The following is a 25,420-nucleotide window of genomic DNA, read 5'->3' on the forward strand; positions in this document are numbered from 1 at the left end:
TAAATGTGCCATGATGTTTTTATTACAACTTCTATTTTCCGTTTTTCTTGTGTTGGGGCTTCCAGAGAATCCAGCTTCACAGACGACATCCATTGACCCGGTGATAGGGGCAATAGAGTCGGGCTCCAGCTCGGACTTGGCGAGGTATTTTGACAGTAGTATTTCTTTGAATATCAACGGACAACAGGGGGATTATTCCAAAAGTCAAGCGGAGATTGTGCTCAAGGATTTTTTTAAAAAGAACCCATCGATGGGCTTTACTTTGGTGTTCAAGAGTGAGTCTAATCCCAGCTTAAGTTCCTATATCGGAAATTATGAAAGCGGGCAGGGCCAATATAAGGTTTTCATCAAAGTCAATCAGCAAGACGCTCAAGTCAAGGTCTACAGCCTGGGATTTGTAAAAGCCTAAGCATTTTTCCAAAAAAAAGACTTCATCCCATCAATATGCCTATTTTTGCGGCATGAAACCTTCCTATCTCACCGAACAGGCCATTCAGCAATTTATTCAAGCAGCTTTTGCGGAAGACATCGGGCCGGGGGATTATTCTTCTCTGGCGGCGATTCCTGAAGGTAAAGTCGGACGTGCAAGGCTCTTGATCAAAGGAGATGGAATCTTGGCTGGTGTGGAGATGGCGGAGAAAATTTTTAAAAGGTATGATCCCGGACTTCAGGTCGAAATCCTCAAGAGTGACGGCGAGCAAGTTAAGTTTGGTGACATCGGCTTGATCGTGTCAGGGTCTTCGGCCTCCATATTATCAGCAGAAAGGCTGGTTCTCAATTGCATGCAGCGTATGAGTGGGATTGCGACTTTGACTCATCAGATGACTCAGAAAATCCTCCATACCAAAGCTCGTCTAATGGACACGAGGAAGACTACTCCCAATTTTCGTCTGATGGAAAAATGGGCAGTGCATATCGGCGGAGGAGTCAATCATCGCTTTGCACTCTATGATATGGTCATGCTCAAGGACAATCATGTGGACTTTGCCGGAGGGATCCCATCAGCCATCGCCCGTACCCGGGATTATCTGGATAAAAATAAGCTCGAGCTCAAAATTGAAGTTGAAACTCGGAATCTACAGGAAGTCCAAGAAGTATTGGAGACGGGCGGGGTAGATTATATCATGCTGGACAATATGGACTATGAGACCATGCGCCAAGCTGTAGCGATGATTGATGGACGCTTTCTGACAGAAGCCTCGGGAGGGATCACCGAAGAGACACTGGCTCAGGTAGCCGACTGCGGAGTAGATTTTATCTCTATGGGAGCTTTGACTCACTCTGTCAAGAGTATGGATATCAGCCTAAAAGCATTTTAATTGAAATTTCTTACTGGTTTGGAAGTGACTTTTGGCTTGATTTCTGTCTAAAGAGTAACGAATCAATACCAACTCATGAGAAATTTATTAGTACTATCAGCCATTCTCTTTGTATTTTCCTGTAGCTCTAAGTCCTATCCCGATGCCAAGTGGGAAGGGAAGCCTTGGACTTTGGTAGAAATAATGGGAATTCCTGTTCAGACTTCAGGTTCTATTCAGGATGCGCATTTGGAGTTTGATTCTCGCAGAAGAGAAGCTTCCGGCAATGGAGGTTGCAATCGGATCATGGCTCCTTACGAAATAGAGAAAAAGGGACAGATTGAATTTGGAGAAATAGGCCTGACTCGAATGGCTTGCCAGAATGCGGCCTTTGAAAATAAGTTTTTGGAAACCCTGAAATCCGTTCGATATTATTCTTATTCCGGAGGAGAACTGCTTTTTAAAAACGGTAGAAAGGACGTCATTCTCAAATTCCAATAAAAGACAGAGAAGCTTTCAAAACCAATTCTTGGATTTGAAATACCAGATCATCCCGACGACCATCGTACCCATCAGCCCTAATGCATAGTAGTAGCCATTAGTCCAGTGGAGCTCAGGGATATTGTCAAAATTCATCCCATAGAGTCCAACTACAAAGCTCAGTGGAATGAAAATAGTGGAGATGATGGTGAGCACTTTCATGACATTGTTCATGCGATTAGAAAGGCTGTTCATATACAGATCTAGCACGCCAGAGGACATGTCCCGGAATACCTCCATTGTCTCGATGACCTGAATTGTATTTTCGTACAAATCCCGAAGGAAAGGCTTCACCTCTGCCGATATCCGGTTTTCTGCATATTTGTCAAAAGAGCCGATAACTTCCCGCAGTGGATATACCGACCTGCGTAGCTCAGACATTTCTCTTTTGAGTAAATAAAGTGCATTTAGTGTATCGTTACCAGGTGTATTGAGAGCAAGGGATTCCAGGTTTTCGATTTTCTCCCCGACATTTTCCATTACCAGAAAGTAATTATCCACCACTGCATCCAGCAAGGCATAGAGGAGATAGTCAGCTCCTCTCTTGCGGATATTGCGGGTGATATCCTCCAGTCGGACGCGTACAGGTTGGAAAACATCTCCTTTTTTCTCCTGAAATGTGATCAATACGTCCTCCTTGAGGATAAAACTGATCTGTTCCTCATCGATTGGAGATTCAGGATTGGGACATTGGATCATCTTCAGGGAAGCAAAAATGTAGGAGTCAAAAATCTCCATTTTGGGACGCTGATCTTGCAGAATATCTTCCAGTGTCAGCTTGTGGATGCCAAATTGCTGTCCGATTTTCTCCAGAATACTTACATCATGCAGCCCTACGATGTCGATCCAGAGTACCTTTTTGCGATCCGCATGGATTTTGGAAAGCTGACCGACCTGGATGGACTTTTCGACCATCTCGCTTTCGTCAAAGGTGATTACTTTGATCGATACTTCCTCTTGGCGTTTTTCACGATTGAAAACCAATGAACCCGGAGGAAGTCCTACTTCAGGATGTTTGATCTTTTTGTGGGGTCTAAAAAGCTTCTGAACGTTTCTAAAACTCGGTTTTTTTGCCTTCATCCGTTGGGGTTGCTGCTGATTTTGCATTCAGAAATTCGATATTTCTTTTCAATCCAGCAAATTTGGTGCGCTTTAGGGCGGATTTTTTGAAAACCTTTCGGAAAGTTTCCTCGGTTATTTCCTTCCATTCCGATCTTGATATTTCCTGCAACGAATCTGAAGGAGAAAATTTGGGTTCATGGTGGGCTTTGGAAAAACGGTTCCAAGGACAGACGTCCTGGCAGATATCACAGCCAAAAACCCAGTTTTCCATTTTGTTTTGGAACTCAGTGGGTATAGCATCCTTCAGCTCGATCGTCAGGTAAGAAATACAGCGAGAGCCGTCTACTACCCCAGCTTGTGCGATGGCATCAGTGGGACATGCATCGATGCAGGCGGTGCAGGTGCCACAGTAATCTTTGGTCAGGGGACTGTCGGGAGTAGCTTCCAGATCGATGATCAACTCGGCGAGGAAGAAGAAACTTCCCATTTCCCGATTCAGGAGGAGACTGTTTTTCCCAAGCCAGCCCAATCCGGCTTTTTGGGCCCATTGACGCTCCATCACCGGAGCGGAATCCACAAATCCTCGTCCGTCGATCTCTCCAATTTCCTCTCGGAGGATTTCCAGAAATTCGTTAAGCTTCTCTCGGATCACAAAATGATAATCCTCACCATAGGCATATTTGGCGAGTTTGATGGACTCGGAAGACTCAGGAAGTTTCTGCTCAGGGTAATAATTGTATATCAGCGACACCACCGTTTTGGCACCTTCTACGAGTTGGGTTGGGTCGAGACGCTTGTCAAAGTGATTGGCCAAATAGCCCATTTGACCGTTGTAATTCCTGCTGAGCCATTCTTCCAATCTCGGTGCTTCTTCCTCGAGAAATCCCGCTTTCGCAATCCCACAATAGTCAAAGCCCAGCCGCTTAGCGGTGGATTTGAGAATGGCGGCGTGTTTTTCGGCAGAGTTCACGGGACAAAGATAGGGGACTTCACTGTTCTCCCAATTGTAGGAAGAAAGCAGGAAAATCAACTTAATCAATGAGCTTTGCTTGTTTGAATTAAATCGATAAAAGAATAATTCGTAAGTCTAATTTTTAAATAGGCTCTTGGAGTTCACTGGAGGAAATGTAAAGTGGATCAAAAGAAAACTATAACTTTATCAAATCCCCTTGTGCACCAATATGACTCGAGTAATTCTGCTTTTTTTCATGCTAACTTTTCATTTAGCCACTTTTGCCCAAAGGAATCTCTATACAATTGCCCGATCTGAGGATCAGAGGTGGTTCACGATCGAGTCTATCGAAAATCGGCAATTCAGCTCAGAAGAATATCATATTCCAAAAGATTGCCACCCATCTCTGATACAGGAGCAAATAAATTTTGAGCGAGATTTCGCCTCTTATTTTACTGAAGAGGAATTGGAGCTTTTCCTAGAAATAAAGTTAGTCGGAAAACTGAGCTTTAATGATAAAGGCAGAGTAGAGCAAATGTCCTTTTTGACAAAGGTGGAACCCACGCCTTTTTTGGACTATTTTCCACGAATTGAAAAGCTGGTATTAGACCACATTGATCTCAGTGCTACTCCCTGTAAAAATCTTAAAGACAGGATATTTAATTTGCACTTGCCTTTATACATAAGGGACAGAGATGAATAATTGGGGGAAGACCATGATACATTGCCCCTCAAGAGTTTCCGGAATCTTCACATCCGCTACCAAGACCGAATAACTGCTACCAAGACATCCGACCAGCAGCCAATTCTTCATCTTTTTTGAGAATTTCTCTGCTTTATTAAACTCACCAAGCCCCCCGTTTGTTATCTGTTCTCTTAGCAGTCATGATTGGATATCACCGGTTTCAATCTTATTTTCAAAAGAGATTGGACTCTCTACTAATCTCTTGAATCTTGATTCTAGCATCTAAAATCAAAAAATGAAGGGTTTCCGCTTTACACAATATATTCCTCCGCAAGATCCAGAGAAAAATACCTTTGAGAACTTGCTCAATATTTTTCTCCAGCTGGTCACCATGACTGGAGGAGATGCTGCCGAAGCTTTGAGCTGGCTCAGCAATCTGGACAACCGCTATCAGCTTACCAATCCCAACTATGGCATCGGGGATTTCATAGAAGACCTCAAGTCTAAAGGCTACCTCACGGAAGAAAACCAAAAAGGCGAGTTTAAAATCACCGGTAAAGCGGAGCAGTCCATTCGAAAATCAGCTTTGGAGGAGATTTTTGGAAAGCTCAAACGAGGGAAATCAGGCCAACATAAAACAACTCATTCGGGTCAGGGAGAAGAAAGAGGCACTGACCGAAGATCGTATCAGTTTGGCGATAATCTGGATCAGATTGCCCTGACAGATTCTCTTCGAAATGCCCAAGTCAATCACGGCTTTGGTGGGGATTACCTGCTGACCGAAGATGATTTGGAAATCGTGGAGAATGAGTACAAATCTCAGACTTCTACCGTTTTGATGATCGATATCTCCCACTCCATGATTTTGTATGGAGAAGATCGAATCACTCCTGCCAAGAAAGTGGCGATGGCTCTGGCAGAGCTGATCAAAACCCGCTATCCGAAGGATACTTTGGATATTATCGTATTTGGAAATGATGCCTGGCAGATCGAAATCAAGGATTTGCCCTACTTGCAGGTGGGACCTTATCATACGAATACGGTTGCGGGGTTGGAACTGGCGATGGATTTACTCCGCAGGAGAAAAAATCCGAACAAGCAGATCTTTATGATCACCGATGGAAAACCTACCTGTCTGAAAGTTGGGATCAAGTATTATAAAAATGCCTTTGGCATCGATAGCAAAATCCTGAATCGTACGCTGAAACTGGCTGCTCAATGCCGAAAGTTAAAGATTCCGGTGACGACTTTTATGATTGCTTCAGACCCGTATTTGAAAGAATTTGTCAAAGAATTTACCAAAGTAAACAATGGAAACGCCTACTACAGCAGCCTGAAAGGGCTGGGCGATCTGATTTTTGAAGATTTTAGAAGAAATAGAACGAAACGCTTTTGAACCACATGAACTACCAAAACCTAACAGGAAAAGAACTCACCCAAATCAAAACACTTGGACAGCTCAAGGCTTCCGGCTACCAACCCAAATCCATCAAAGAAGAACTGCGTGACAATCTGATTCTGAAGATTAAGCGTAAAGAAAATGTCTTTGAAGGAATCTGGGGATACGAGGATACGGTGATCCCAGACATTGAGCGGGCGATTTTGTCCCGTCACAATATCAACTTACTCGGACTTCGTGGACAGGCCAAAACCCGGATCGCGCGGATGATGACACAGTTGCTCGATGAGTACGTTCCGGTCGTATTTGGGTCAGAATTGAATGATGATCCTTTGGCTCCTTTGAGCACATTTGCAAAGGAAAAGATCGAGGAAAAAGGAGATGAAACTCCCATCATCTGGTGGCATCGGGATGATCGATACACCGAAAAATTGGCGACACCGGATGTGTCTGTAGCAGATCTGATCGGCGATGTGGATCCGATCAAGGCAGCAACTTTGAAATTGAGTTACAATGATGAGCGCGTGATCCACTATGGTCTCGTTCCTCGTTCCAATCGCTCCATTTTCGTGATCAATGAATTGCCGGATTTGCAGGCGAGGATTCAGGTAGCACTTTTCAATATTCTACAAGAAGGAGATATCCAGATTCGTGGTTTCAAATTGAGGCTTCCTTTGGATATCCAGTTTGTATTCACAGCCAATCCTGAGGATTATACCAACCGGGGAAGTATTGTGACCCCTTTGAAGGACCGAATAGAAAGTCAGATCATCACCCACTATCCAAAATCGATTGAAATAGGGAAAAGAATCACCGCTCAGGAGGCCAATGTAAAAGGGAAACCTGTGGATAAGATTTTTATCCCCGAGTTGATGAAGGATCTTATCGAACAAATTGCTATCGAGGCGAGACATTCGGAGTATGTGGATGAAAAAAGTGGAGTTTCGGCTCGTTTGACAATTTCTGCCTATGAAAATCTTGTTTCAGCTGCAGAGAGGAGACTTTATCTCAATGGAGAAGAGAGCACCGTGGTCCGAATTGCAGACTTGATTGGTGTAATTCCTGCTATTACCGGCAAGGTCGAACTAGTCTATGAAGGGGAGCAAGAAGGCGCAGGATTAGTTGCTTACAATTTAATTGGAAAAGCTATCAGATCTCAATTTGTAAACTATTTTCCATCGCCTGAAGAGAAGAAGAAAGCGAAGGAAGGAAATCCTTACGTGATTCCTTTGGCTTGGTTTGGGGAAGGCAATGTGTTGGATTTGGAAGCTTCTCAATCCGATAAGGAGTACAAATCACTTTTGCATGCTGTACCAGGATTAGAAGAAGTCGTGACTCAGTTGGTCAGCAAAATCCCGGAGAAGGAAAAAGAATTCTTTATGGAGTTTGCACTTCATGGCTTGGCTGAATATTCTCAGCTCAGCAAACGAATGCTGGATACAGGCTTGCAATTCAAAGACCTTTTCAGTTCCATGTTTGATATGGGACCAGGGGATGAGGATGATTTTGAGGAGGACGATTTATAATCTGTAAAACCGCAGAGACGCTAAGGGCGCAAAGTTTACTAAGATGGACTTTGCGCCTTTTGAGTGTTTAAGTGAATTTTCCTATAAATTATTGACAACTCTTGTTACTCCATCTATCAATTTGATAGAATTGAAATTGACGAGTAAACCTAGTTTTTTATCTGTAAGCTTTACTTAGGTGAGTAATTGGGCTTTGTGAATAGGTGCAAATTCTGAAACAGTTTTGACTTCTATTATTACTTTTTCCTCTACCAAGAGATCTAATCTATAACCCACCTGAAGATTAATCCCTTTGTAAAATACCGGAACAGGGACTTGAGTTTGAATATTCAAGCCCTTCTGTGATAATTCAAATGCTAAACATCTTTCGTAACTACTTTCCAGTAATCCTGGACCTAGTTGTTTATGAACTTCGATCGCAGCTCCTATTATTTTAGAGGAAATTTCATTTTCAGTCATAAAAATTGGATTGATTGAAACTTTCTAAAAATCAATTGATTAAGAATTTAGTAAATATTGAAGATTTATTAAATTCATTTCTGCGCCCTTTGCGCCTCTGCGGTGAAGATTAAGAATTAAAATCCCTCCCCTGCATTTGCAATCAAACTTTTCACCTTTACCTTTGTCATTAGATCATAAGGGGTGCCCTAATATCACGGGCTGAGATCATACCCATACTACCTGATCCGGGTAATGCCGGCGAAGGGAAATGAACAAACAAAGTAAAAGATAGCTGGTCTATGGTACCGCTGGATCGCTATGTGATTTGCTTTGCAAGCGGGTAAACAATCACGGATGACTTCCCTTGAGTCTTCCCATGTTTCACTCAAAACCCGAAAGGGATTTTACACATGAAAAATTTTATTTTGTCCTTGGCGGCTTTGCTGCTGAGTGCATCAGCTTGGGCTCAAGTCAGCCTTAGTGGGAAGGTGTTGGATGAGGAAAGCAGAGAGCCCTTAGTCGGAGCATCTGTTTGGATTGAGAAAATCGGCAAAGGTGCCGTAACTGATCAAAATGGAGATTTTGCAATCTCAAAACTTCCAGAGGGGAATGTAGAGTTGCGAGTTTCTTTTTTGGGATTTGAGACCTACAGACAGGCGGTGACACTACCTCTGTCGGGGAGTCTGGAGATTCTGTTGACAAGTCGGGAATTTCTCAGTGAGGAATTTATTGTTTCAGCCACACGGGCTTCGAGCAACACCCCGACTACTTTTACCACGGTGGACAAGGAGGCGATTGCCAAGCGAAATTTGGGGCAGGATATTCCCATTTTGCTCAATTTCACGCCATCTGTAGTCACCAATTCGGATGCAGGTGCCGGAGTGGGCTACACAGGAATGCGAATCCGAGGAACAGACCAAAGTAGAATCAATGCAACCATCAATGGCATCCCTCTCAACGATGCGGAGTCGCATGGGATTTTCTTCGTGAATATGCCGGATTTCGCCAGCTCTGTGGACAATATTCAAATACAGCGAGGAGTAGGTACATCTACCAATGGAGCGGCTACTTTCGGGGCTAGCTTGAATTTCCAGACGGATACACACAAAGAAGATGCTTATGCTCAGTTGGACAATAGTTTTGGTTCCTTCAATACCTGGAAACATACCGTCAAAGCAGGAACTGGCCTTTTGAATAACCGTTTTGCCTTTGATGCCCGACTTTCCAAAATCACTTCGGATGGCTATGTAGATCGCGCTTTTTCTGATTTGCAGTCCTATTTTATCTCAGGAGGATATTTTGGAGAAAACCATGTGGTGAAAGTAAATGTGTTTTCAGGCAAGGAGCAGACGTATCAGTCTTGGTACGGTTTGCCGGAAAGTAAGCTAGAGGACGATCGTACTTTCAACTATTACACCTATGACAATGAGACTGATAATTATCAGCAGGATCATTATCAAGCCATCTATAGCGGACAGTTTGGTGATAATTGGAAGGCGAATTTTGCGCTACACTACACCTATGGGCGTGGCTATTACGAGCAATACCGGGAAGACGATGATTTTGGAAGTTATGGTTTGCCTCCGGTCATCATCGGGGATATGACTATCAACAGCACAGATATTATCCGCAGAAGATGGCTAGACAATGATTTTTATGGGTTCGTCGGGTCTGTGAATTATGTGTCAGATAGTGGATTGTGGGACATTGTCCTTGGTGGAGGAGCCAATCGCTATGATGGTGGGCATTTCGGGGAAATCATCTGGGCGCGTGTCGCTGGAGATACAGATATCCGAGATCGCTACTATGACAATGATGCTGTGAAAGATGACCGAAACATCTACGCAAAAGCGACTTACGAGCTCAAGCCGGGGCTAAATCTTTTTGGAGATGTCCAGTTTCGCGGGATCAATTATAGTTTCTTCGGAGTCAATGACGACCAGCGAATCGTAGATGGACAAGAAAATTACAATTTCTTCAATCCTAAGTTGGGACTTTCCTACGAAAAGGGGAATCAAACCTACTATGCGAGCTATGCCGTGGCCAATCGTGAGCCTACACGTTCCGATTTTACAGACAATCCGATCTCAGAAGTGCCTCGCCCAGAAAGATTGAACAATATCGAAGCCGGTGTACGATCCCAGTCGGGCAACTTTAGCTACAATGCCAACTTCTATTACATGGATTACAAGGATCAGCTGATTTCCACAGGGCAAATCAACGATGTGGGTGCTTATATTCGGGAAAATGTGGAATCTTCCTATCGTGCCGGCATCGAGTTGGACGGAGCATATCAGCTTTCACCATCCTGGACTTTTGGAGGAAATATTGCTTTTTCCCAAAATCGAATCGCTGAATTTACGGAGTACGTCGATGATTACAGTACGGATGAGTTCCAGCAGGAGTCCTTCACTTATGAGGATACAGACATTGCCTTTTCTCCCAATGTGGTAGGATCTGCGATGATCGAGTTTAAGCCTGTGAAAAATCTGTCCCTCAACTGGATGAGTAAATATGTGGGCAAGCAATACCTTGACAACACTTCCAATGAAGGGAGGACCCTCGATGCATTCTTTACGAACGATATCCGCATCAGCTACACGGCACAGCCGAGATACTTCAAAAATTTGGAAGTCAACTTGTTGATCAATAATGTGTTCAATGAGCTGTATGAGCCAAATGGCTATACATTCAGTTACTATCTTCCTGGAGAAAGCGGAAAAGATTTAGTGACTGAAAATTATTACTACCCTCAGGCAGGAACGAATTTCTTACTGGGATTGAGTATGAGGTTTTAAAAGCTAAATGCTTATAAAAATCAAAGCCCTGAAAATTTTCAGGGCTTTTTTAATTGTTTAAAATTTAATCTTCCTCCTTCTCCTCAAAAACGAAGGTTTCATCCTGCAAGTAATGTGGATAAATCTTCAAATGTTGTTTTTTGACTTCCTGAACGAGCTTTTCCCGAAATTCTTCTACATTGACTCCAGAACCAGCAGCCATGAATACCGGCTGGATTCCTGTCTTTTTTTCATAAGCCTCAGACAAAGAATCAAAGTCTTTGAAATCTGCTTCCTCTAGCTCTATTTCAGACATTTCTTGGATTTTCTCTTCAGAAGGCATGGTTTCTGCCAAGTCGATCTTGTTGAAAACCAAAAGGACCGGCTTATCTCCGGCATTGATTTCCCGAAGAGTCTGAGTCACCACAGAGATATGATCTTCAAAGCTCGGATGAGAGATATCCACTACATGAACCAGCAAATCAGCTTCCCGGATCTCGTCAAGCGTGGACTTGAAAGACTCAATCAAGTGGGTAGGTAGCTTGCGTATAAAACCCACCGTATCAGATAGCAAGAATGGAATATTTTCCAAAACCACTTTTCGAACAGTAGAATCTACTGTTGCAAAAAGTTTGTTTTCTGCCAAGATATCGGTCTTGGTGATTAGGTTCATCAGGGTGCTTTTGCCCACGTTGGTATAGCCGACCAGTGCCACTCTGACGATGCCTTTTCGGCCTTTCCGCTGAGTTTCGCCTTGCTTTTCGATTTCTTTCAGCTTTTGTCTGAGCAGGGAAATCTTGTTTCGAATATCTCGTTTATCCGTTTCGATTTCCTTTTCACCGGCACCACCCCGGGTAGAAGTACCACCTCTCTGTCTTTCCAAGTGAGTCCACATTCTGGTCAGTCGTGGCAAGAGGTATTGAAATCTTGCCAACTCCACTTGTGTTTTGGCTTGTGCCGTTTGAGCTCTATTGAGGAAAATATCCAAGATCAACAGTGATCGATCGTAGATTTTTACTTTTAGTTCATTTTCAAGGTTTCGCATCTGCGATGGAGAAAGGTCATCATCAAAAATCACCATATCCACCTCGAAATGCTCCACATAGGATTGGATTTCTTCAAGTTTACCTTTCCCGACAAAGGTTCGGATATCAGGTTTTTCCATCTTTTGGGTAAAGCGATAGACTGCTTTCACACCCAGCGTTTCGGTCAAAAAAGCCAGTTCATCCAAATGCTCCTCGATGACTTGATCGGAGTCCTGCTGCCGGACAACACTGACCAAGACGGCAGTTTCCTGTTTGGGAGCTGTATCGTATAGTTTTTGAAGCTTTCTGGAGAATTTACTCATATGTATTACTTTTCAGTAGATAAAAGCCTTCCAATCTCAGATTAGTTTCATTTGGGATCAAAACCCCATGAAAATGAGGGAAAGGGAAACAAAGTTCGGCATATTTCCTCAATTTAGATTAGGATTGTCCTAGGCCTAGTAGTTATTTTGTCCCGTTGACAAAAAATACCTTTGTATGGCCCTGATTTCGGAAGCAGGAATTTCCGGCGTATTAGAAATTCACCCCAAAATATTTGAAGATTCCCGAGGTTATTTCTTCGAATCCTACAGAGAAGATTGGCTGGTTTCCAGAGGTATTACCCACGGATGGATTCAGGACAACCAGTCTTTTTCTCAAAAGGGAACGGTAAGAGGACTCCACTTTCAACGGGGCTCATTTGCCCAAGCGAAGCTCGTCCGCGTGATCCAAGGCAAAGTCAAGGATGTAGTGGTGGATTTGAGGAAAGGCTCACCGACATTCGGAGAGACATATTCTGTGATCTTGGATGCTCACAAGCATAATCTTCTGTATGTACCGGTTGGATTTGCCCATGGGTTTTCGGTGTTGGAAGATGCTGTTTTTGCTTACAAGTGCTCCAACTATTACCATCGGGAAAGTGAAGGCGGAATCCTGTGGAATGATCCGGCACTTGGTATAGATTGGGAGGTGGATTATCCGCTTTTGTCTGAGAAAGACCAAGATTGGCCTACATTGAATGAGTTTAAAAAAATAAGTGAAGGAGGATTGTAAATGGGATTTTTAGACCTATTCAAGAAAAAACCAGAGATTATAGAAGACTTAGATCTGAGTTGGATGCAAGTAGATATGCATTCACATTTGATTCCGGGCATAGATGATGGCTCCAAATCGATGGAGGAATCTTTGGAACTGGTGCGCAGATTGAGCTCCTATGGCTTGCAAAAGATCATCACGACGCCCCATATCATGTCAGAGTACTATCGCAATACTCCGGAGATCATCAACATGGGTCTAGAGGATCTGCGAAAAGCAGTCAAAAATGAAGGAATAGGGGTAGAAATCGAGGCTGCCGCAGAGTACTACATGGATGAGATTTTTCTGGATAAAGTGAAAAACGGAGAAGAGTTGCTGACCTTTGGAGATCAGTATATCCTGGTAGAGACAGGTTTTATCAATAGACCTCAAATGCTTTTGGAGACCTTTTTTCATTTGGAAATGGCGGGGTACAAACCAGTATTTGCCCATCCGGAGCGCTACCAATACCTCTTATCCGATAAGAAGACTCTGGAAGAGATTTTGGAGAGAAAAATCATTTTGCAAGTCAACTTACTATCACTGACTGGATTTTATTCCAAGCAGGTCAAAGATTTTGCCGAGGATCTACTGGAGCGAGGCAATGTCCAGTTTTTTGGTACTGACTGTCACAACAGTAGGTACTTGGATATGTTGGAGTCTCTTCCCAAATCCAGAACCTATCAGAAAATACGAGGCAAAGACTGGAAAAACCCTTCTCTTTCATGAAGATTTTCATCACAGGCATTACCGGCCTTTTGGGCAGCTATGTGGCTCGGGAGTTTGCAGACTTGGGAGAAATCCACGGTCTAAAACGAACAAGCTCCTCTACCCGACTGCTGGATGAGGAGGACTTTCCGATTATCTGGCATGAGGGAGATCTGAGCGACCAAGAGTCTTTGGAGCATTTTATCCAAGGGATGGATTTGGTGATCCACGCTGCGGGCTTGGTTTCTTTTGATTCCAGAGATTCAGATGCTTTGATGGAAGTCAATGTACAAGGCACAGCCAATCTTGTCAATGCCATGCTGAATGCTCAGGTCAGCAGACTAATCCACGTATCTTCGGTAGCTGCGATAGGTCGGAGCTCGGGGATTTCGCAGATTGATGAAAAATTCAAATGGGTGGAATCTTCTCTCAATACAGATTATGCCATATCCAAATATGGCGCTGAATTGGAGGCGTGGAGAGGTGAGCAAGAAGGGCTAAACTTGCTCGTAGTCAATCCGTCGATTTTGCTTGGTAAAATCGCAGATGAAAGAAGCAGCACGACGATCTATGATTATGTGCTGGAAGAGCACGGGTATTATCCTACAGGACATATCAACTACCTCGATGTGAGAGATGCAGCGAGGATGATTCGAGGGCTGTATGAAAAAAATGCTTGGGGACAGCGATTTATTCTCAATGCAGCCAGTATGCCATACCAGGAGTTTTTTCAGAAAATGGCAGAGATCTTTTCCAAAAAAGCGCCTAGCAAGAAAGCTAGTGGGATATTGTTGAAATTGGCCGTTATCCTTGCAGGACTCGGTCGGACCCTGGGCATCAGCAAAAATCCGCTCAATAAAAAAACAGCCATGATCTCGACTCAAAAAATCTCCTTTGATAATCAAAAGGCGACTCGTCTCTTGGAGTATGAGTACCGAAGCTTGGAGGACACTTTTTCCTGGGCCAAATAAACTTATTTTCCCTCCTTGCCGTTTTGTCTTTTCTTAAGAAAAAAGTTTGGCTTTTTTCTGATAAAAATTAACATTTGGTCGTTTTGAGAGACCACATTATTTGGTATCTTAAATAAACCTTAACCTATTCGAATGACCGGAGATCACGATCACGACTGGGAAGAAGACAAAAAGCTCGTCGAGCGTTTTGAAAACTCCCTCAAATCCAATCTGGATTTATATTTCGATGAAGAGGAACTGGAAGATATCATCCGCTTCTATTTTGACCAGCAGAAGTTCCTGAAAGCATTGAGGACGTCCGAGTTTGCTCTGGAGAAATTCCCCTTTTCGGTAGAGATCAAATTGCTCAAAGCCCAATGTCTCATCTTCAATGATGAGCTGGAAGAGGGTTTGGGTATTTTGGAAAATCTCAACAATATTTCACCCAACAACGAAGAAATCGTCTTGGCTTTAGCCAACGCCCATATTTTGGCAGGAAGCCATCAGGATGGGATAGATCTATTGGAAAAATACCTTCCCCTTGCCGAAGACCAGGCAGAGGTATATTATTCGCTGGGCAATCTATTCAGGGCCAAAGGTGAAAACGGAAAGGCAAGCTATTATTTCAAGGAAGCTGTCAAGATCAGAATCAATCATGAGGATGCCTTATTTCAGTTGGCGATGATCACTGAGGAAGAGGGTTCTTTTGATGAAATTCTGCAGTTCTACCAGGAGTTTATCGATCAGGATCCTTATAGCGCAGGTGCTTGGTACAACCTTGGAGTAGTCTACAATCGACTCGGCAAGTTTGAAGATGCGATCAAGGCTTATGACTACGCCATTTTGATTGATGATTCATTTGCCTCTGCCTATTTCAATATGGGCAATGCTCTGATGAATACACAGCAATATGAGCTAGCGCTGGAAGCCTATCAAAACACGATCAACTGTGAAGGGGCTAATTCGGAAAACTGCTGCTACATGGGAGCGGCCTACGAAAAGCTTGGCAAAATCGACGATGCCTTCAAGTATTTCAAAAAATCAGCAAAACTGGATGAGGAGTACGAGGACGCTTGGTTTGGCTTGGGTATGTGTATGCTCAAGAAAGAAAAGTTTTTTGAGGCGATTCATTATTTCAAAAAAGCGATTCATCTCAGCAAAGAAAACGCAAACTTTTGGGTAGGACTAGCTGATGCCGAGTTTAACTTGGGCAATCTTCAGGCGAGTTCGGAAGCCTATGAAGAGGCTATCAATCTGGAGCCAGGGATCATGGAGACCTACGTCAATCTGTCTGTTATTTACTTTGATCAAAATAGATTTGAAGAATCCATCGACGTGATCCGCGAAGGAATCGAAGAGCTTCCCGAGGAGGCAGAGCTCTATTATCGCATGGTCGTATACCAAATCAAGATGGGCAAATACAAAGAAGCGTTTTCTTATTTGGAAAATGCTTTAACTTTGGACTTTGATAGGCATACGGTTTTGTATGATTTGATGCCGGAGCTCAAGCAGCAAAAGGCCATCTACAAACTCATTGCACAATACCGGGACGATAAGTTATTGCCCTAAACATTAAAAACAATCGAATGAATTATGTGCTAAAGAATATCCCTGTACGGACTGAGAAGCCACGTACCTCGGGATTTACTATGGCGATGGACAAAGGTCTCAGTCTCAGAGCGACAGAGGATTTTGTAGAGAGCTGCGCGGATTACGTGGATATTGTAAAACTCGGCTGGGCGACATCCTATGTGACGAAGAATCTCAAGGAAAAAATTGCCATCTATAAAGACGCCGGAATCCCTGTTTATTTTGGGGGGACTTTGTTTGAAGCTTTTATCGTCCGAGGTCAGTTTGAAGACTACAGAAAAGTACTCGACAAGTTCAAATTGGAATTTGCAGAGGTATCCGATGGCTCGATTTCTCTCAATCATGATAAAAAATGTGAATTTATTTCCACTCTTTCTGAGCAGGTGACTGTTTTGTCGGAAGTAGGTTCTAAAGATGCGGCCAAAATCATTCCTCCATACAAATGGATCGAGCAGATGCAGACTGAATTGGCTGCGGGTGCCTGGAAGGTGATCGGTGAAGCCCGTGAGGGTGGAAACGTGGGTCTTTTCAGAGACTCGGGAGAAGTAAGACAGGGATTGGTAGAGGAGATTTTGACTCAGGTGCCTGAGGAAAGAATCATCTGGGAAGCGCCGATCAAATCCCAGCAAGTTTGGTTTATCAAGCTTTTGGGAGCCAATGTAAACTTGGGAAATATTTCTCCATCTGAAGTCATTCCTTTGGAAACTATCCGATTGGGGCTGAGAGGAGATACTTTTGATCACTTCTTGGGAGAGATTAAACTATAAGAAACACTACATACCGATAGGCTGATCGATTGATTTTCGGTCAGCCTTTATTTTTGTCTGATGAATAGGATCAAAAATTATTTGCTTACCTACCTCAAGGGGATGGCTATGGGAGCGGCGGATATCGTTCCAGGAGTCTCCGGTGGGTCGATCGCTCTGATTACCGGGATCTACCAGCGCTTGCTGGACAGCATCAATTCATTCAACGGAGCCAATCTTTCCCTGCTGCTGAAGCTAGAGTTTAAGCAATTCTACAAAGCTGTCAACGGGACATTTTTGCTTAGTTTGTTGCTAGGGATTCTGACCTCAGTCTTCACGATGTCCAAAGTGCTCACCTATCTGATGGATGAGCATCCGATTCCGCTTTGGTCCTTTTTCTGTGGCTTGATACTGGTCAGTGCATTTATCATTCTGAAAGAGATCAAACGCTGGCATTTGGGTGTGGTCTTGTCAGTTATTTTGGGAATCATTATAGCTTGGTGGGTGACTTCTTTGCCTCCGACTACTTCACCAGATGCGATTTGGTTCACATTTGTTGCGGGGGCGATTGCCATTTGTGCCATGATTTTGCCGGGCATCAGCGGAAGTTTTATCTTGTTGATACTGGGGAAATATGAGACGATTTTACAGGCTGTTTCAGACAAGGATTTCCTGACTTTGGGTGTGTTTGCATCCGGTTGTATTGTGGGAATTTTGTCTTTTAGTAGGTTGATTTCCTTCCTTTTGAGAAAGTTTTATTCGACGACCATAGGCCTACTGTCCGGCTTTATGCTTGGATCTATCAATAAACTTTGGCCTTGGAAAGTAGTCACGCAATACCGTACTTCCTCTTCAGGTGAGCAGAAGCCCTTCATTACAGAGAATCTCTGGCCATCCGAGTATCTACAGCAAGTCGGAGCCGAACCTAACTTGGACTTGGCTATTGCGGGATTTGTAGGTGGAATAGTCTTGGTTTTGGGCATAGATCTGCTGGCTGATTATTTGAAAAAACAATGAGAAAATTCGGTTTGATCGGGTATCCTTTGGGGCATTCTTTTTCCAAAAAATATTTCGCCGAGAAATTTGAAAAAGAGGGAATTTCAGGTTGTCAATACGATCTGTACGAGATCCCTTCTGCAGGTGAATTGAAAGGCATTTTGGAAAGAAATCCAGATTTGGAAGGGATCAATGTGACGATTCCTTACAAACAAGATGTCATTCCCATGATGTCCGAACTGGATCCGGCCTGCGAGACCATCGGTGCGGTGAACTGCATCAAACTAAAAAACGGCAAGCTGAAAGGCTACAATACTGACTACATAGGTTTCAAAGAATCTTTGACAGCTTGGCTTGGAAATACTCAGGTAAAGACCCTGGTTTTGGGTACTGGCGGTGCTTCCAAAGCCATTGTCCAAGCTTTGAAGGATTTGGGCATTGACTTTTTGTATGTGTCTCGTACACCCGGAGCCAATCAGATCTCCTACAGTCAAATTCAAGAAGATGCTTCCATTTTGGAAGAATATAAATTGATCATCAACTGTACTCCTTTGGGCACCTATCCGAAGGTAGAAGGAATTCCAGATCTACCCATCGACCAGTTAACTTCAGAGCATTGGGTTTATGATTTGGTTTACAATCCTCCTACGACAGCCCTGATGCAAGCCTGTCTGGATCGTGGAGGGAAAGCTAAGAATGGTCTGGAAATGCTCGAACTCCAAGCCGAGGCCGCCTGGAAAATCTGGAACGAAAGCGAATGAAATGAAAAAAGCCATCCTCATCATCCAATGTTTCGATCAAAAAGGGATCGTCGCGGCAGTTTCGCAATTTTTATTCAAGTATGAAGGAAACATCTTGGAAGTAGATCAGCATGTAGATGAGGAGATGGGGATGTTTTTTATGCGTGCGGCTTGGGAGCTGGAGAGTCTTTCTCTTCCCAAAGAAGAAATAGCAGAGCGATTTGAGCAAGAAGTAGGAAGGCCTTTTGGGATGGAGTTTAAGTTGCATTTCAATTTTCCCAAACCAAGAATGGCTCTTTTTGTCAGCAAGCTTTCCCATTGTTTGTTTGATATTTTAGGCAGGCATCATGCAGGTCAGCTAGACATGGAGATTCCGTTGGTGATTTCCAATCATCCTGACTTACAGCCAGTGGTAGAGTCTTTTGGGATTTCTTATGTGCATTTGCCTGTCACCAAAGAAAATAAAGCTGAAGTCGAGGCGCGGCAACTGGAGCTTTTGGAAGAAAACCGAGTAGATTTCATCGTTCTTGCGCGATACATGCAGATTCTTTCTAGCAAACTGATCGAGCAGTTTCCCAATCGCATCATCAATATCCATCATTCTTTTTTACCGGCATTTGTTGGGGCAAAGCCATATCATGCGGCTTACGAAAGAGGAGTGAAAATCATCGGGGCTACGGCGCATTATGTCACTGAGGAGCTGGATGCCGGGCCGATTATCGAGCAGGATGTGGCTCGCGTCAGGCATCACAATACGATTCCCGAGCTTGTGCAGATTGGTCAGGATGTGGAGAAAGTTGTGCTATCCAAAGCCATCAAATATCACCTTGACCGAAAAGTCTTGGTGGTCAAAAACAAAACGGTGATTTTCTACTAATTATGGGATGATCCTTCTGGGAATGTCCTGAGGCAGACGCGTCAACAACTCATAATTGACCTGCTGGGTAGATTCTGAAAAAGAAGCCACCGTAATCTCTTTATTTTTTTGATTTCCGATCAAAACCACTTCATCCCCTACTTTTATATTTTTGACTTTGGTCATGTCCACTGCGATGGCATTCATGGTGACTGTGCCGACTACCTGACAATAGGCTCCACCGATCAATACCTGACCGGAATTGGAAAGCAACCTGCTATACCCATGGCCATAACCCACTGGTACGATGGCCAGGGTCATGTTTTGAAGTGCCATGAAGCTATTGCCATAACCGACAAACTCCCCCATCTTCACTTTTTTGATGCTCATCACTTGGCTTTTCCAGCTGATCAGTCGCTTGAGTGGGTTTTTATTGCTTTTGGGTAGATCTTTCAGCTTCGCAAAATAGGTTTCTTTGGTTGGCCAAAACCCATAGCCTGCAATGCCGATTCTGACCATATCCATGATGGTTTCGGGGAAAATCAAAGTTGCCGCAGAGCAGGCGGTATGATACTTTCGAAAGAAAAGATTGTGTTCAGAAAGATAGTTTTTGAAATCGTAATAGACAGAAATCTGATTTTTTACTCTGACGAAATTGCTGACGCTTTCCGCTCCTGCATAATGGGTGCAAAGCCCTTCTAAAATGACTTGGTCTTTTGCTTGCTGAAGCGTCTGGACAAGCTTCTCTCGCTGCTCCCAGTCAAAGCCGGTCCGATGAAAACCCGTCTCGACTTCCACGTGGATTTTTGCAGGGATTCCGATTCTAGAGGAGATGGTTATGGCTTTTTCCAATCGTTCAAAATCAAAAACATAGAAGCTGATTCCTGCTTGGATGAGTTGTGGCATTTCCTCTTCATAGAGCATGCCCAGGATCATTATTTCTGAATTTTTGGTCGAGTTCTGCCGGACCATCCAGGCTTCATCTGAGCTGAATGTGCTGAAATGCCTGATGCCCGCCTTTTCCGCTATTTCTACCATTTGCGCGATTCCATGCCCATAGGCATTTCCTTTGACTACGGCCGAAATGGTGGGTTTCGGTCCGATTTCTTTTCGGATATAGCGGATATTTTGGCGGTAAGCTTTGGCACTGATTTCTAGAAAAGAAGTGGCAATCATAATTCTGCGACAGGTTTGGACGCAAAAATTAATCGGAGCAGATTCCAATTCCCAATTTTCCCTACATTTAATTCTAAATGCTTTTTAAAAGAACATGAAAGAAGAAAAAAGATGCGGCTGGTGTTTGGGTTTTGAGGAATATATCCGATACCATGATGAAGAATGGGGAGTGCCTGTCCATGATGATCAGGTGCATTTCGAATTTCTGATATTAGAATCCGCTCAGGCGGGCCTTAGCTGGTCCACGATCCTGAAAAAGAGAGAAGGCTACCGAAAGGCTTTTGCCGATTTTGATTACAAAAAAGTCGCTGAGTTTTCGGAGATCAAAGCCGAAGAATTGCTTCAAGATCCAGGGATCGTTCGAAACAAACTGAAGATCAATGCTGCGATCAATAATGCCAAACGCTTTCTGGAAGTGCAAAAGGAGTTTGGTTCCTTTTCCAACTATATCTGGTCCTTTGTAGGAGGAAAACCCATCCAAAATGCTTGGGAAAATTATAAAACCGCTCCTGCCACTACTCCGGAATCGGATCAACTGGCGAAAGATCTTAAGAAAAGGGGCTTTAAATTTTTGGGATCCACGACGATCTATGCCCATATGCAAGCAACCGGCCTGGTGAATGATCACCAAGTCGATTGTCCTCAATATCAAATTGTGAAAGCTTTAGGCGAAGGCAAAGAATACTAGCCACACCAAAAACAGCAATGGAAGCAAGACTGGCAAAGAGAATCGGATGATGTAACCAAAGAAGGATGGCATTTTGATTCCGCTTTGCTCAGCGATGGACTTCACCATGAAGTTGGGTCCATTTCCGATATAGGTCATCGCTCCAAAGAACACTGAGGCGACGGCAATAGCCATTAGCTGGAAAGCTGACTCTGGAAATCCATCTGCCGCAAACATCCGGACTTCTTCGATATTATTGATAGAAGCTCCTTTGGAAGCCATCGCTGCGGCGAGGAAGTTGAGGTATGTCGGTGCATTGTCCAAAAATCCTGAAAGCGTACCCGTACCCCAATACAAGGTGTTGTGAGAGATCATGGCCGCTCCTTCTGGAGATTTGGCAAAGTTTCCTACCAATTCCAAAGCAGGCATCATCGTGCCGAAAATACCAATAAAGATAAAGGCCACCTCGCGAATCGGTTCGAAGTTGAATTCATTGCCTTTGATCGCTCGCTGATCAGCAAACTTGTAAGAGAAGAATGCCACGGAGAGCATGATGACCTCACGAAGGAAAGAGAATTTTTGACCATCATAGACGATAGCCGGTACCCATTCGATCACATTGGGGTCGAGGAAAACTGAACAAATCACAATAAATAACCAACCAAAGTTTTTGATCCCGATCATCGAGAATTTGTTGGTATAGGTCACATCTTCTAGTTCACTTTCATCACTGGCTTTGCCGAGTTTTTTGTCGATGAAATAGAAGACTACCGCTAACAGTCCCAGCGCAAACAACCAAGCTGGCCAGTTATGCTCCAAAGTCCAGAAGAATGGAATCCCCTTCAAAAATCCCAAGAACAAAGGAGGATCTCCGATCGGTGTAAGTGATCCACCGACATTGCTGACCATAAAGATGAAGAAGATGATATGATAAGCCTGGATATTGCCTTTATTCAATCTGATAAATGGACGGATCAAAAGCATGGAAGCTCCAGTGGTCCCGATGAGGTTGGAGATGACAGCACCGATCAGGAGCAAACTCACATTGGCCATCGGAGTGGCTTTTTTGTCGATTTCTATCAAAATCCCCCCTGAGGCGATGTAAAGTGAAGCCAAGAGGGCGATGAATTGCACATATTCCGCCAAAGCATGTACAGGTGCATGGACATTTCCTAGAACAAAGAGATAGTAAAGCACCACTAAAATAGCCAGTCCAACAGCGATTTTTGGGTAATTGTGATGCCAAAAATGCTCATAAAACAAGGGACCTGTGGCGATCATCAAGAGAAGCGCTACAAATGGGATCACTAGCCAAGCAGGAGGAGTGTGATGTGCCTCTTCACCATGGCCTTCTTCTACATGTGAGTCCTCAAGTGCGGAGGCATGGCTATCCTGTGTATCGTCCTGTGCGTGCCCTGCCTGGGCTATCAAACTGCTGGAGACAGTGTTCTCCACAGCCATGTTTGAGCTGGCATTGACCTCAGTAAAAAATAATATTCCGAATAATAAGGATATGCCAATAATAAAGTTCTTCATGAGAGTAATTTGGTATGCCGGGTAATCTTGTTCGGTCAAATTAAACAAATATTTGTTCGTTGCCGATCGCTTGTTTGGTTTTTGCTAAACTACAGATTTTGTTTGAATTGCCACAACCAGTAAAAGCCGCCCGGAGGATTTAATCAAAAATTAATATCTCCCGGGCAAAGCCAAAGAATGGTTTTACACGAGTTGACCCAGAGCTATTTTAAAGGAGCTTTCAGCCAGTTTTGTTTTTGTGGAATTTTCAGAGTGGGTTTTTTTCAATGCTCGATGGATTGTCTCACTTACATCTCCGAAAATGGCTTGATCTGTCACTTCGGCTTCGGCGCTCATCAGGTAGGCAAATACCCGGGCCATCCCACAATTGGCGATGAAATCCGGAATCACGGATACCTGCTGATCGGTCCAGGTGCCGATCGGTCCAAAGAAAATCTCCGGATCGGCAAAGGGGACATTGGCACCGCAAGAGATCACCTCGAGACCTGCCTGAATCATCCGCTCGGATTGCTCTCTGGTGATGAGTCTTGAGGCTGCGGCTGGGATAAATATTTCACTTTCCACATCCCAGATTTGATCATTGATTTCTTCGAAAGGAATCAGGTTTTCAGCGACCAATTTGTTTCCTTTCCTGTTGACAAAGAGCTCACGAACCTCATCCAAGGTAAAGCCTTTCTCATTGATCAGTCCGCCTTCCCGGTCGATGATACCTACGATCTTTACACCTTCCACTGCCAAAAAGCAGGCGGCGGCGGCACCGACATTGCCCCATCCCTGTATGACAGCCCGTTTGCCCTGAAGCTTTCCTCCCCAGATGTCATAGTAATGCTTCACGGCCTCAGCCACGCCAAAACCTGTGATCATATCTGCCACGGTATACTTTTTGGGTCCATTTGGAGTGAAATGTGGATCCTCAAGTACCTTGGCTACTCCCTGTCTTAGCTGGCCGAGTTTTTTGATTTTTTCCGGTTCTGTGGCATGAAAGTGTCCATTGACGATGCCCTCCTGCGGATGCCAGATTCCAAAGGACTCAGTGATAGGGATGACTTCATGGATCTCGTCGACATTGAGATCACCACCGGTGCCATAATAGTTTTTGAGAAGAGGAGTGACAGCCTTGTACCATCTTTTGAGGACTTCCTCTTTTCTGGGATCGTTTGGATCAAAATTGATTCCGGATTTTGCTCCGCCGATGGCTGGTCCCGAAACTGTAAATTTGACCTCCATGGTTTTGGCAAGAGACTCTACTTCTCGCTTATCGAGGCCTTTGCGCATGCGCGTGCCTCCACCTGCTGCTCCACCTCTTAGACTGTTGATGACGACCCATCCTTCGGCTTCACTCTCTGAGTCAGACCACTCAAAGGTGATTTCCGGCTTTTGATTTTCAAATTTCTTTAATAATTCCTGCATTCAATTTGGGTTTATATGCAGGCAAAAATAGAAAATTATGAATATCCCAGATGTTATCTTTTATCAAGACCCTGTGCAACTTTTAGGAGGTCGACTCAGCAGCTCGTCGGCTTTCAGACTGATCTGTCAGTTCTCGTAAATTGTGCCCCCACAGGAGTTGTGACTTGCTCCAGTCACAGAGGCAAGACAATTGTCAATCCCAAGCAGTCTCAGATGTCCCAAAAATGCGAAAATCAGTGCTTCTTTGAATTCGATCAAGTTGGTATCAGCCTGTGAATAGTCCCAGCTACCTTCGAGATGGGCATCCAATCTATCGATGAAATGATCATGATAGGCACCTCCTCCCGTGATCAGGACTTTGGGGCTTTCTCGGGCGGCAAATTGCCGGATCACCCGACTCATTTGTACAGCATAATGCTCAGTGAGAGTTGCCAGCTTGTCCTTGCTGGAGGCTGAGGATCGATCTATAAGCGGCAAGAAATCCTGCTCCAGATCCTCTCTTCCTAGGGATTTGGCACCAGATTGCTGATAAAAATCAAGTTGGTTGAGCTGCTCAAGAAGTTCGGGCTGAACATTTCCCTCTGAGGCCCATTTTCCCGAATGATCAAACTCCGCTCCCAAGGTCTGGGCGATGGGATTGAGTAGTAGATTGAATGGGCTGACATCAAAGGCAATTCTTTTTCCCAGATGATCCATGCTGATATTGGAAATGCCACCGAGATTGATGCAAAAGTCCATTTCAGGAAAAAGCTCCTGATCTCCAATCGGAACGAGCGGAGCACCTTGCCCGCCGAGCTGGACATCTTTCATCCGAAAGTCATTGATAACTTTGAGCCTGGAAGCCTGCTGAATCGCCCAGCCATTTCCTATTTGGAGACTGAGCCCTTTTTTTGGCTGATGAAATACTGTGTGACCATGGGAGCAGACAGCCAGAGGAGCTGCCTGATGTCTTTCACAGAATGCTTTGACCTCGCTGCCTATCCATCTGCCAAAGTCTACGTCCAAAAGATGCAGCTCCAGTGCTGTCAGCTGATGGGAGGCCTGAAGACTCTTTCCCAACTTATCCGGAAAAGGGATCGTCGCAGCTTGGAGTATTTCATATTCCCAGGAGTTCTTTTTTTGAAATTGGCAAAGCGCAATATCCAATCCGTCTCCGGAAGTGCCGGACATCAAGCCGATGAGTTGGTAGTTTTGGGAAGGCATGGGTTAATGTTTGTTAAGTGAGGGAGGATATAAAGATAATTTTAGAAAAGACAAAAAGGCCAG

General features: G+C 44.0%; 24 protein-coding genes and 1 riboswitch. Of the genes, 15 read left to right on the top strand and 9 right to left on the bottom strand.

Translation table 11 applies throughout. From position 1 onward, the window contains the following. Window positions 1-10: 10 nt before the first annotated feature. The 3 genes from G460_RS0114675 to G460_RS22690 all read left to right on the top strand — a co-directional run bounded on the left by G460_RS0114675 (window position 11) and on the right by G460_RS22690 (window position 1,799). A complete protein-coding gene (locus G460_RS0114675) occupies window positions 11-409 on the top strand; it encodes a DUF4783 domain-containing protein (RefSeq protein WP_026956076.1) in 399 nt (132 codons plus the stop codon). A gap of 52 nt (window positions 410-461) precedes the next feature. Then, window positions 462-1,319: a carboxylating nicotinate-nucleotide diphosphorylase gene (gene nadC, locus G460_RS0114680; RefSeq protein ID WP_026956077.1), complete on the top strand. Its 858-nt coding sequence runs from the start codon at window positions 462-464 to the stop codon at window positions 1,317-1,319. 75 nt (window positions 1,320-1,394) lie between these two features. Then, a complete protein-coding gene (locus G460_RS22690) occupies window positions 1,395-1,799 on the top strand; it encodes an META domain-containing protein (protein ID WP_026956078.1) in 405 nt (134 codons plus the stop codon). A gap of 15 nt (window positions 1,800-1,814) precedes the next feature. Here G460_RS22690 and corA read toward each other — a convergent pair whose 3' ends face one another. The 3 genes from corA to G460_RS23205 all read right to left on the bottom strand — a co-directional run bounded on the left by corA (window position 1,815) and on the right by G460_RS23205 (window position 4,666). Further along, window positions 1,815-2,918 carry a magnesium/cobalt transporter CorA gene (gene corA / locus G460_RS0114690; protein ID WP_051316057.1) on the bottom strand — a complete coding sequence of 368 codons (1,104 nt, stop codon included), beginning with the start codon at window positions 2,916-2,918 and terminating at the stop codon, window positions 1,815-1,817. Beyond that, window positions 2,893-3,870: a tRNA epoxyqueuosine(34) reductase QueG gene (queG, locus tag G460_RS21915; protein WP_051316072.1), complete on the bottom strand. Its 978-nt coding sequence runs from the start codon at window positions 3,868-3,870 to the stop codon at window positions 2,893-2,895. The genes corA and queG overlap by 26 nt, the downstream gene beginning before the upstream one ends. 658 nt (window positions 3,871-4,528) lie before the next feature. Beyond that, window positions 4,529-4,666, bottom strand: a complete 138-nt coding sequence (locus tag G460_RS23205) for a hypothetical protein (protein ID WP_157366936.1) — start codon at window positions 4,664-4,666, stop codon at window positions 4,529-4,531. A 166-nt stretch (window positions 4,667-4,832) separates the two neighbouring features. Here G460_RS23205 and G460_RS0114705 point away from each other — a divergent pair, with 166 nt between their 5' ends. Together G460_RS0114705 and G460_RS0114710 are read left to right on the top strand one after the other, a co-directional pair. Then, a complete protein-coding gene (locus tag G460_RS0114705; RefSeq protein ID WP_026956081.1) occupies window positions 4,833-5,933 on the top strand; it encodes a vWA domain-containing protein in 1,101 nt (366 codons plus the stop codon). Between the two features lie 5 nt (window positions 5,934-5,938). Then, complete coding sequence (locus G460_RS0114710) at window positions 5,939-7,462, top strand: magnesium chelatase (protein WP_026956082.1); 1,524 nt, start codon at window positions 5,939-5,941, stop codon at window positions 7,460-7,462. 174 nt (window positions 7,463-7,636) lie between these two features. On the opposite strand, the gene G460_RS21920 is transcribed toward G460_RS0114710, so the two are convergent. Next, the gene (locus tag G460_RS21920) at window positions 7,637-7,921 is read right to left on the bottom strand and encodes a GxxExxY protein (protein ID WP_342667611.1); all 285 of its coding nucleotides are present in this window, start codon (window positions 7,919-7,921) and stop codon (window positions 7,637-7,639) included. A gap of 169 nt (window positions 7,922-8,090) precedes the next feature. Then, a riboswitch (TPP riboswitch) is annotated at window positions 8,091-8,187 on the top strand. Between the two features lie 126 nt (window positions 8,188-8,313). On the opposite strand from G460_RS21920, the gene G460_RS0114720 reads away from it, so the two are divergent. Further along, window positions 8,314-10,701 carry a TonB-dependent receptor gene (locus G460_RS0114720; protein ID WP_026956083.1) on the top strand — a complete coding sequence of 796 codons (2,388 nt, stop codon included), beginning with the start codon at window positions 8,314-8,316 and terminating at the stop codon, window positions 10,699-10,701. A gap of 64 nt (window positions 10,702-10,765) precedes the next feature. Here G460_RS0114720 and hflX read toward each other — a convergent pair whose 3' ends face one another. Then, window positions 10,766-12,028, bottom strand: coding sequence for a GTPase HflX (gene hflX / locus G460_RS0114725; RefSeq protein WP_026956084.1), 1,263 nt, complete (start codon window positions 12,026-12,028; stop codon window positions 10,766-10,768). 175 nt (window positions 12,029-12,203) lie between these two features. Between hflX and rfbC the strand changes: the two genes are divergently transcribed. The 8 genes from rfbC to purU all read left to right on the top strand — a co-directional run bounded on the left by rfbC (window position 12,204) and on the right by purU (window position 19,386). Then, window positions 12,204-12,758, top strand: coding sequence for a dTDP-4-dehydrorhamnose 3,5-epimerase (gene rfbC / locus G460_RS0114730; protein ID WP_026956085.1), 555 nt, complete (start codon window positions 12,204-12,206; stop codon window positions 12,756-12,758). Further along, on the top strand, window positions 12,759-13,508 hold the full coding sequence (locus G460_RS0114735) for a tyrosine-protein phosphatase (RefSeq protein WP_026956086.1): 750 nt from the start codon (window positions 12,759-12,761) through the stop codon (window positions 13,506-13,508). Next, complete coding sequence (locus G460_RS0114740) at window positions 13,505-14,458, top strand: NAD-dependent epimerase/dehydratase family protein (protein WP_026956087.1); 954 nt, start codon at window positions 13,505-13,507, stop codon at window positions 14,456-14,458. The genes G460_RS0114735 and G460_RS0114740 overlap by 4 nt, the downstream gene beginning before the upstream one ends. A gap of 132 nt (window positions 14,459-14,590) precedes the next feature. Continuing rightward, a complete protein-coding gene (locus G460_RS0114745; protein ID WP_026956088.1) occupies window positions 14,591-16,006 on the top strand; it encodes a tetratricopeptide repeat protein in 1,416 nt (471 codons plus the stop codon). A 17-nt stretch (window positions 16,007-16,023) separates the two neighbouring features. Next, window positions 16,024-16,794, top strand: a complete 771-nt coding sequence (locus tag G460_RS0114750) for a phosphosulfolactate synthase (RefSeq protein ID WP_026956089.1) — start codon at window positions 16,024-16,026, stop codon at window positions 16,792-16,794. 60 nt (window positions 16,795-16,854) lie between these two features. After that, window positions 16,855-17,790: a DUF368 domain-containing protein gene (locus tag G460_RS0114755; RefSeq protein ID WP_026956090.1), complete on the top strand. Its 936-nt coding sequence runs from the start codon at window positions 16,855-16,857 to the stop codon at window positions 17,788-17,790. After that, entirely contained in the window at window positions 17,787-18,530 is a 744-nt protein-coding gene (locus G460_RS0114760) for a shikimate dehydrogenase family protein (RefSeq protein ID WP_026956091.1), read from the top strand. Before G460_RS0114755 ends, G460_RS0114760 begins: the two co-directional genes overlap by 4 nt. Window position 18,531: 1 nt before the next feature. After that, window positions 18,532-19,386, top strand: a complete 855-nt coding sequence (gene purU, locus G460_RS0114765) for a formyltetrahydrofolate deformylase (protein WP_026956092.1) — start codon at window positions 18,532-18,534, stop codon at window positions 19,384-19,386. Here the strand turns inward: purU and alr are convergent, their stop codons facing one another. After that, window positions 19,387-20,541: an alanine racemase gene (alr, locus tag G460_RS0114770; protein ID WP_026956093.1), complete on the bottom strand. Its 1,155-nt coding sequence runs from the start codon at window positions 20,539-20,541 to the stop codon at window positions 19,387-19,389. 94 nt (window positions 20,542-20,635) lie between these two features. On the opposite strand from alr, the gene G460_RS0114775 reads away from it, so the two are divergent. Continuing rightward, window positions 20,636-21,229, top strand: a complete 594-nt coding sequence (locus G460_RS0114775; protein ID WP_026956094.1) for a DNA-3-methyladenine glycosylase I — start codon at window positions 20,636-20,638, stop codon at window positions 21,227-21,229. Here G460_RS0114775 and G460_RS0114780 read toward each other — a convergent pair. The 3 genes from G460_RS0114780 to G460_RS0114790 all read right to left on the bottom strand — a co-directional run bounded on the left by G460_RS0114780 (window position 21,206) and on the right by G460_RS0114790 (window position 25,357). After that, window positions 21,206-22,744, bottom strand: a complete 1,539-nt coding sequence (locus G460_RS0114780) for a sodium:proton antiporter (RefSeq protein ID WP_026956095.1) — start codon at window positions 22,742-22,744, stop codon at window positions 21,206-21,208. The genes G460_RS0114775 and G460_RS0114780 overlap by 24 nt on opposite strands. Window positions 22,745-22,927: 183 nt before the next feature. After that, window positions 22,928-24,154 (bottom strand): Glu/Leu/Phe/Val dehydrogenase dimerization domain-containing protein, encoded by a 1,227-nt coding sequence (locus G460_RS0114785; protein ID WP_026956096.1) that lies wholly within the window; start codon window positions 24,152-24,154, stop codon window positions 22,928-22,930. Between the two features lie 126 nt (window positions 24,155-24,280). Beyond that, window positions 24,281-25,357, bottom strand: coding sequence for an anhydro-N-acetylmuramic acid kinase (locus G460_RS0114790; protein ID WP_026956097.1), 1,077 nt, complete (start codon window positions 25,355-25,357; stop codon window positions 24,281-24,283). Between the last annotated feature and the right edge of the window lie 63 nt (window positions 25,358-25,420).

The organism is Algoriphagus vanfongensis DSM 17529 (genome assembly GCF_000429465.1).
Lineage (GTDB): Bacteria > Bacteroidota > Bacteroidia > Cytophagales > Cyclobacteriaceae > Algoriphagus > Algoriphagus vanfongensis.

Coding starts and splice junctions, on each gene's coding strand:
- G460_RS22690 (WP_026956078.1), top strand. CDS start 1,395: ATGAGAAATTTATTAGTACTATCAGCCATTCTCTTTGTATTTTCCTGT.
- G460_RS0114785 (WP_026956096.1), bottom strand. CDS start 24,154: ATGCAGGAATTATTAAAGAAATTTGAAAATCAAAAGCCGGAAATCACC.
- G460_RS0114705 (WP_026956081.1), top strand. CDS start 4,833: ATGAAGGGTTTCCGCTTTACACAATATATTCCTCCGCAAGATCCAGAG.
- G460_RS21920 (WP_342667611.1), bottom strand. CDS start 7,921: ATGACTGAAAATGAAATTTCCTCTAAAATAATAGGAGCTGCGATCGAA.
- G460_RS23205 (WP_157366936.1), bottom strand. CDS start 4,666: ATGAAGAATTGGCTGCTGGTCGGATGTCTTGGTAGCAGTTATTCGGTC.
- G460_RS0114720 (WP_026956083.1), top strand. CDS start 8,314: ATGAAAAATTTTATTTTGTCCTTGGCGGCTTTGCTGCTGAGTGCATCA.
- G460_RS0114775 (WP_026956094.1), top strand. CDS start 20,636: ATGAAAGAAGAAAAAAGATGCGGCTGGTGTTTGGGTTTTGAGGAATAT.
- hflX (WP_026956084.1), bottom strand. CDS start 12,028: ATGAGTAAATTCTCCAGAAAGCTTCAAAAACTATACGATACAGCTCCC.
- G460_RS0114710 (WP_026956082.1), top strand. CDS start 5,939: ATGAACTACCAAAACCTAACAGGAAAAGAACTCACCCAAATCAAAACA.
- rfbC (WP_026956085.1), top strand. CDS start 12,204: ATGGCCCTGATTTCGGAAGCAGGAATTTCCGGCGTATTAGAAATTCAC.
- G460_RS0114750 (WP_026956089.1), top strand. CDS start 16,024: ATGAATTATGTGCTAAAGAATATCCCTGTACGGACTGAGAAGCCACGT.
- purU (WP_026956092.1), top strand. CDS start 18,532: ATGAAAAAAGCCATCCTCATCATCCAATGTTTCGATCAAAAAGGGATC.
- G460_RS0114760 (WP_026956091.1), top strand. CDS start 17,787: ATGAGAAAATTCGGTTTGATCGGGTATCCTTTGGGGCATTCTTTTTCC.
- G460_RS0114745 (WP_026956088.1), top strand. CDS start 14,591: ATGACCGGAGATCACGATCACGACTGGGAAGAAGACAAAAAGCTCGTC.
- G460_RS0114740 (WP_026956087.1), top strand. CDS start 13,505: ATGAAGATTTTCATCACAGGCATTACCGGCCTTTTGGGCAGCTATGTG.
- G460_RS0114735 (WP_026956086.1), top strand. CDS start 12,759: ATGGGATTTTTAGACCTATTCAAGAAAAAACCAGAGATTATAGAAGAC.
- G460_RS0114755 (WP_026956090.1), top strand. CDS start 16,855: ATGAATAGGATCAAAAATTATTTGCTTACCTACCTCAAGGGGATGGCT.
- G460_RS0114675 (WP_026956076.1), top strand. CDS start 11: ATGATGTTTTTATTACAACTTCTATTTTCCGTTTTTCTTGTGTTGGGG.
- nadC (WP_026956077.1), top strand. CDS start 462: ATGAAACCTTCCTATCTCACCGAACAGGCCATTCAGCAATTTATTCAA.
- alr (WP_026956093.1), bottom strand. CDS start 20,541: ATGATTGCCACTTCTTTTCTAGAAATCAGTGCCAAAGCTTACCGCCAA.
- G460_RS0114780 (WP_026956095.1), bottom strand. CDS start 22,744: ATGAAGAACTTTATTATTGGCATATCCTTATTATTCGGAATATTATTT.
- corA (WP_051316057.1), bottom strand. CDS start 2,918: ATGAAGGCAAAAAAACCGAGTTTTAGAAACGTTCAGAAGCTTTTTAGA.
- G460_RS0114790 (WP_026956097.1), bottom strand. CDS start 25,357: ATGCCTTCCCAAAACTACCAACTCATCGGCTTGATGTCCGGCACTTCC.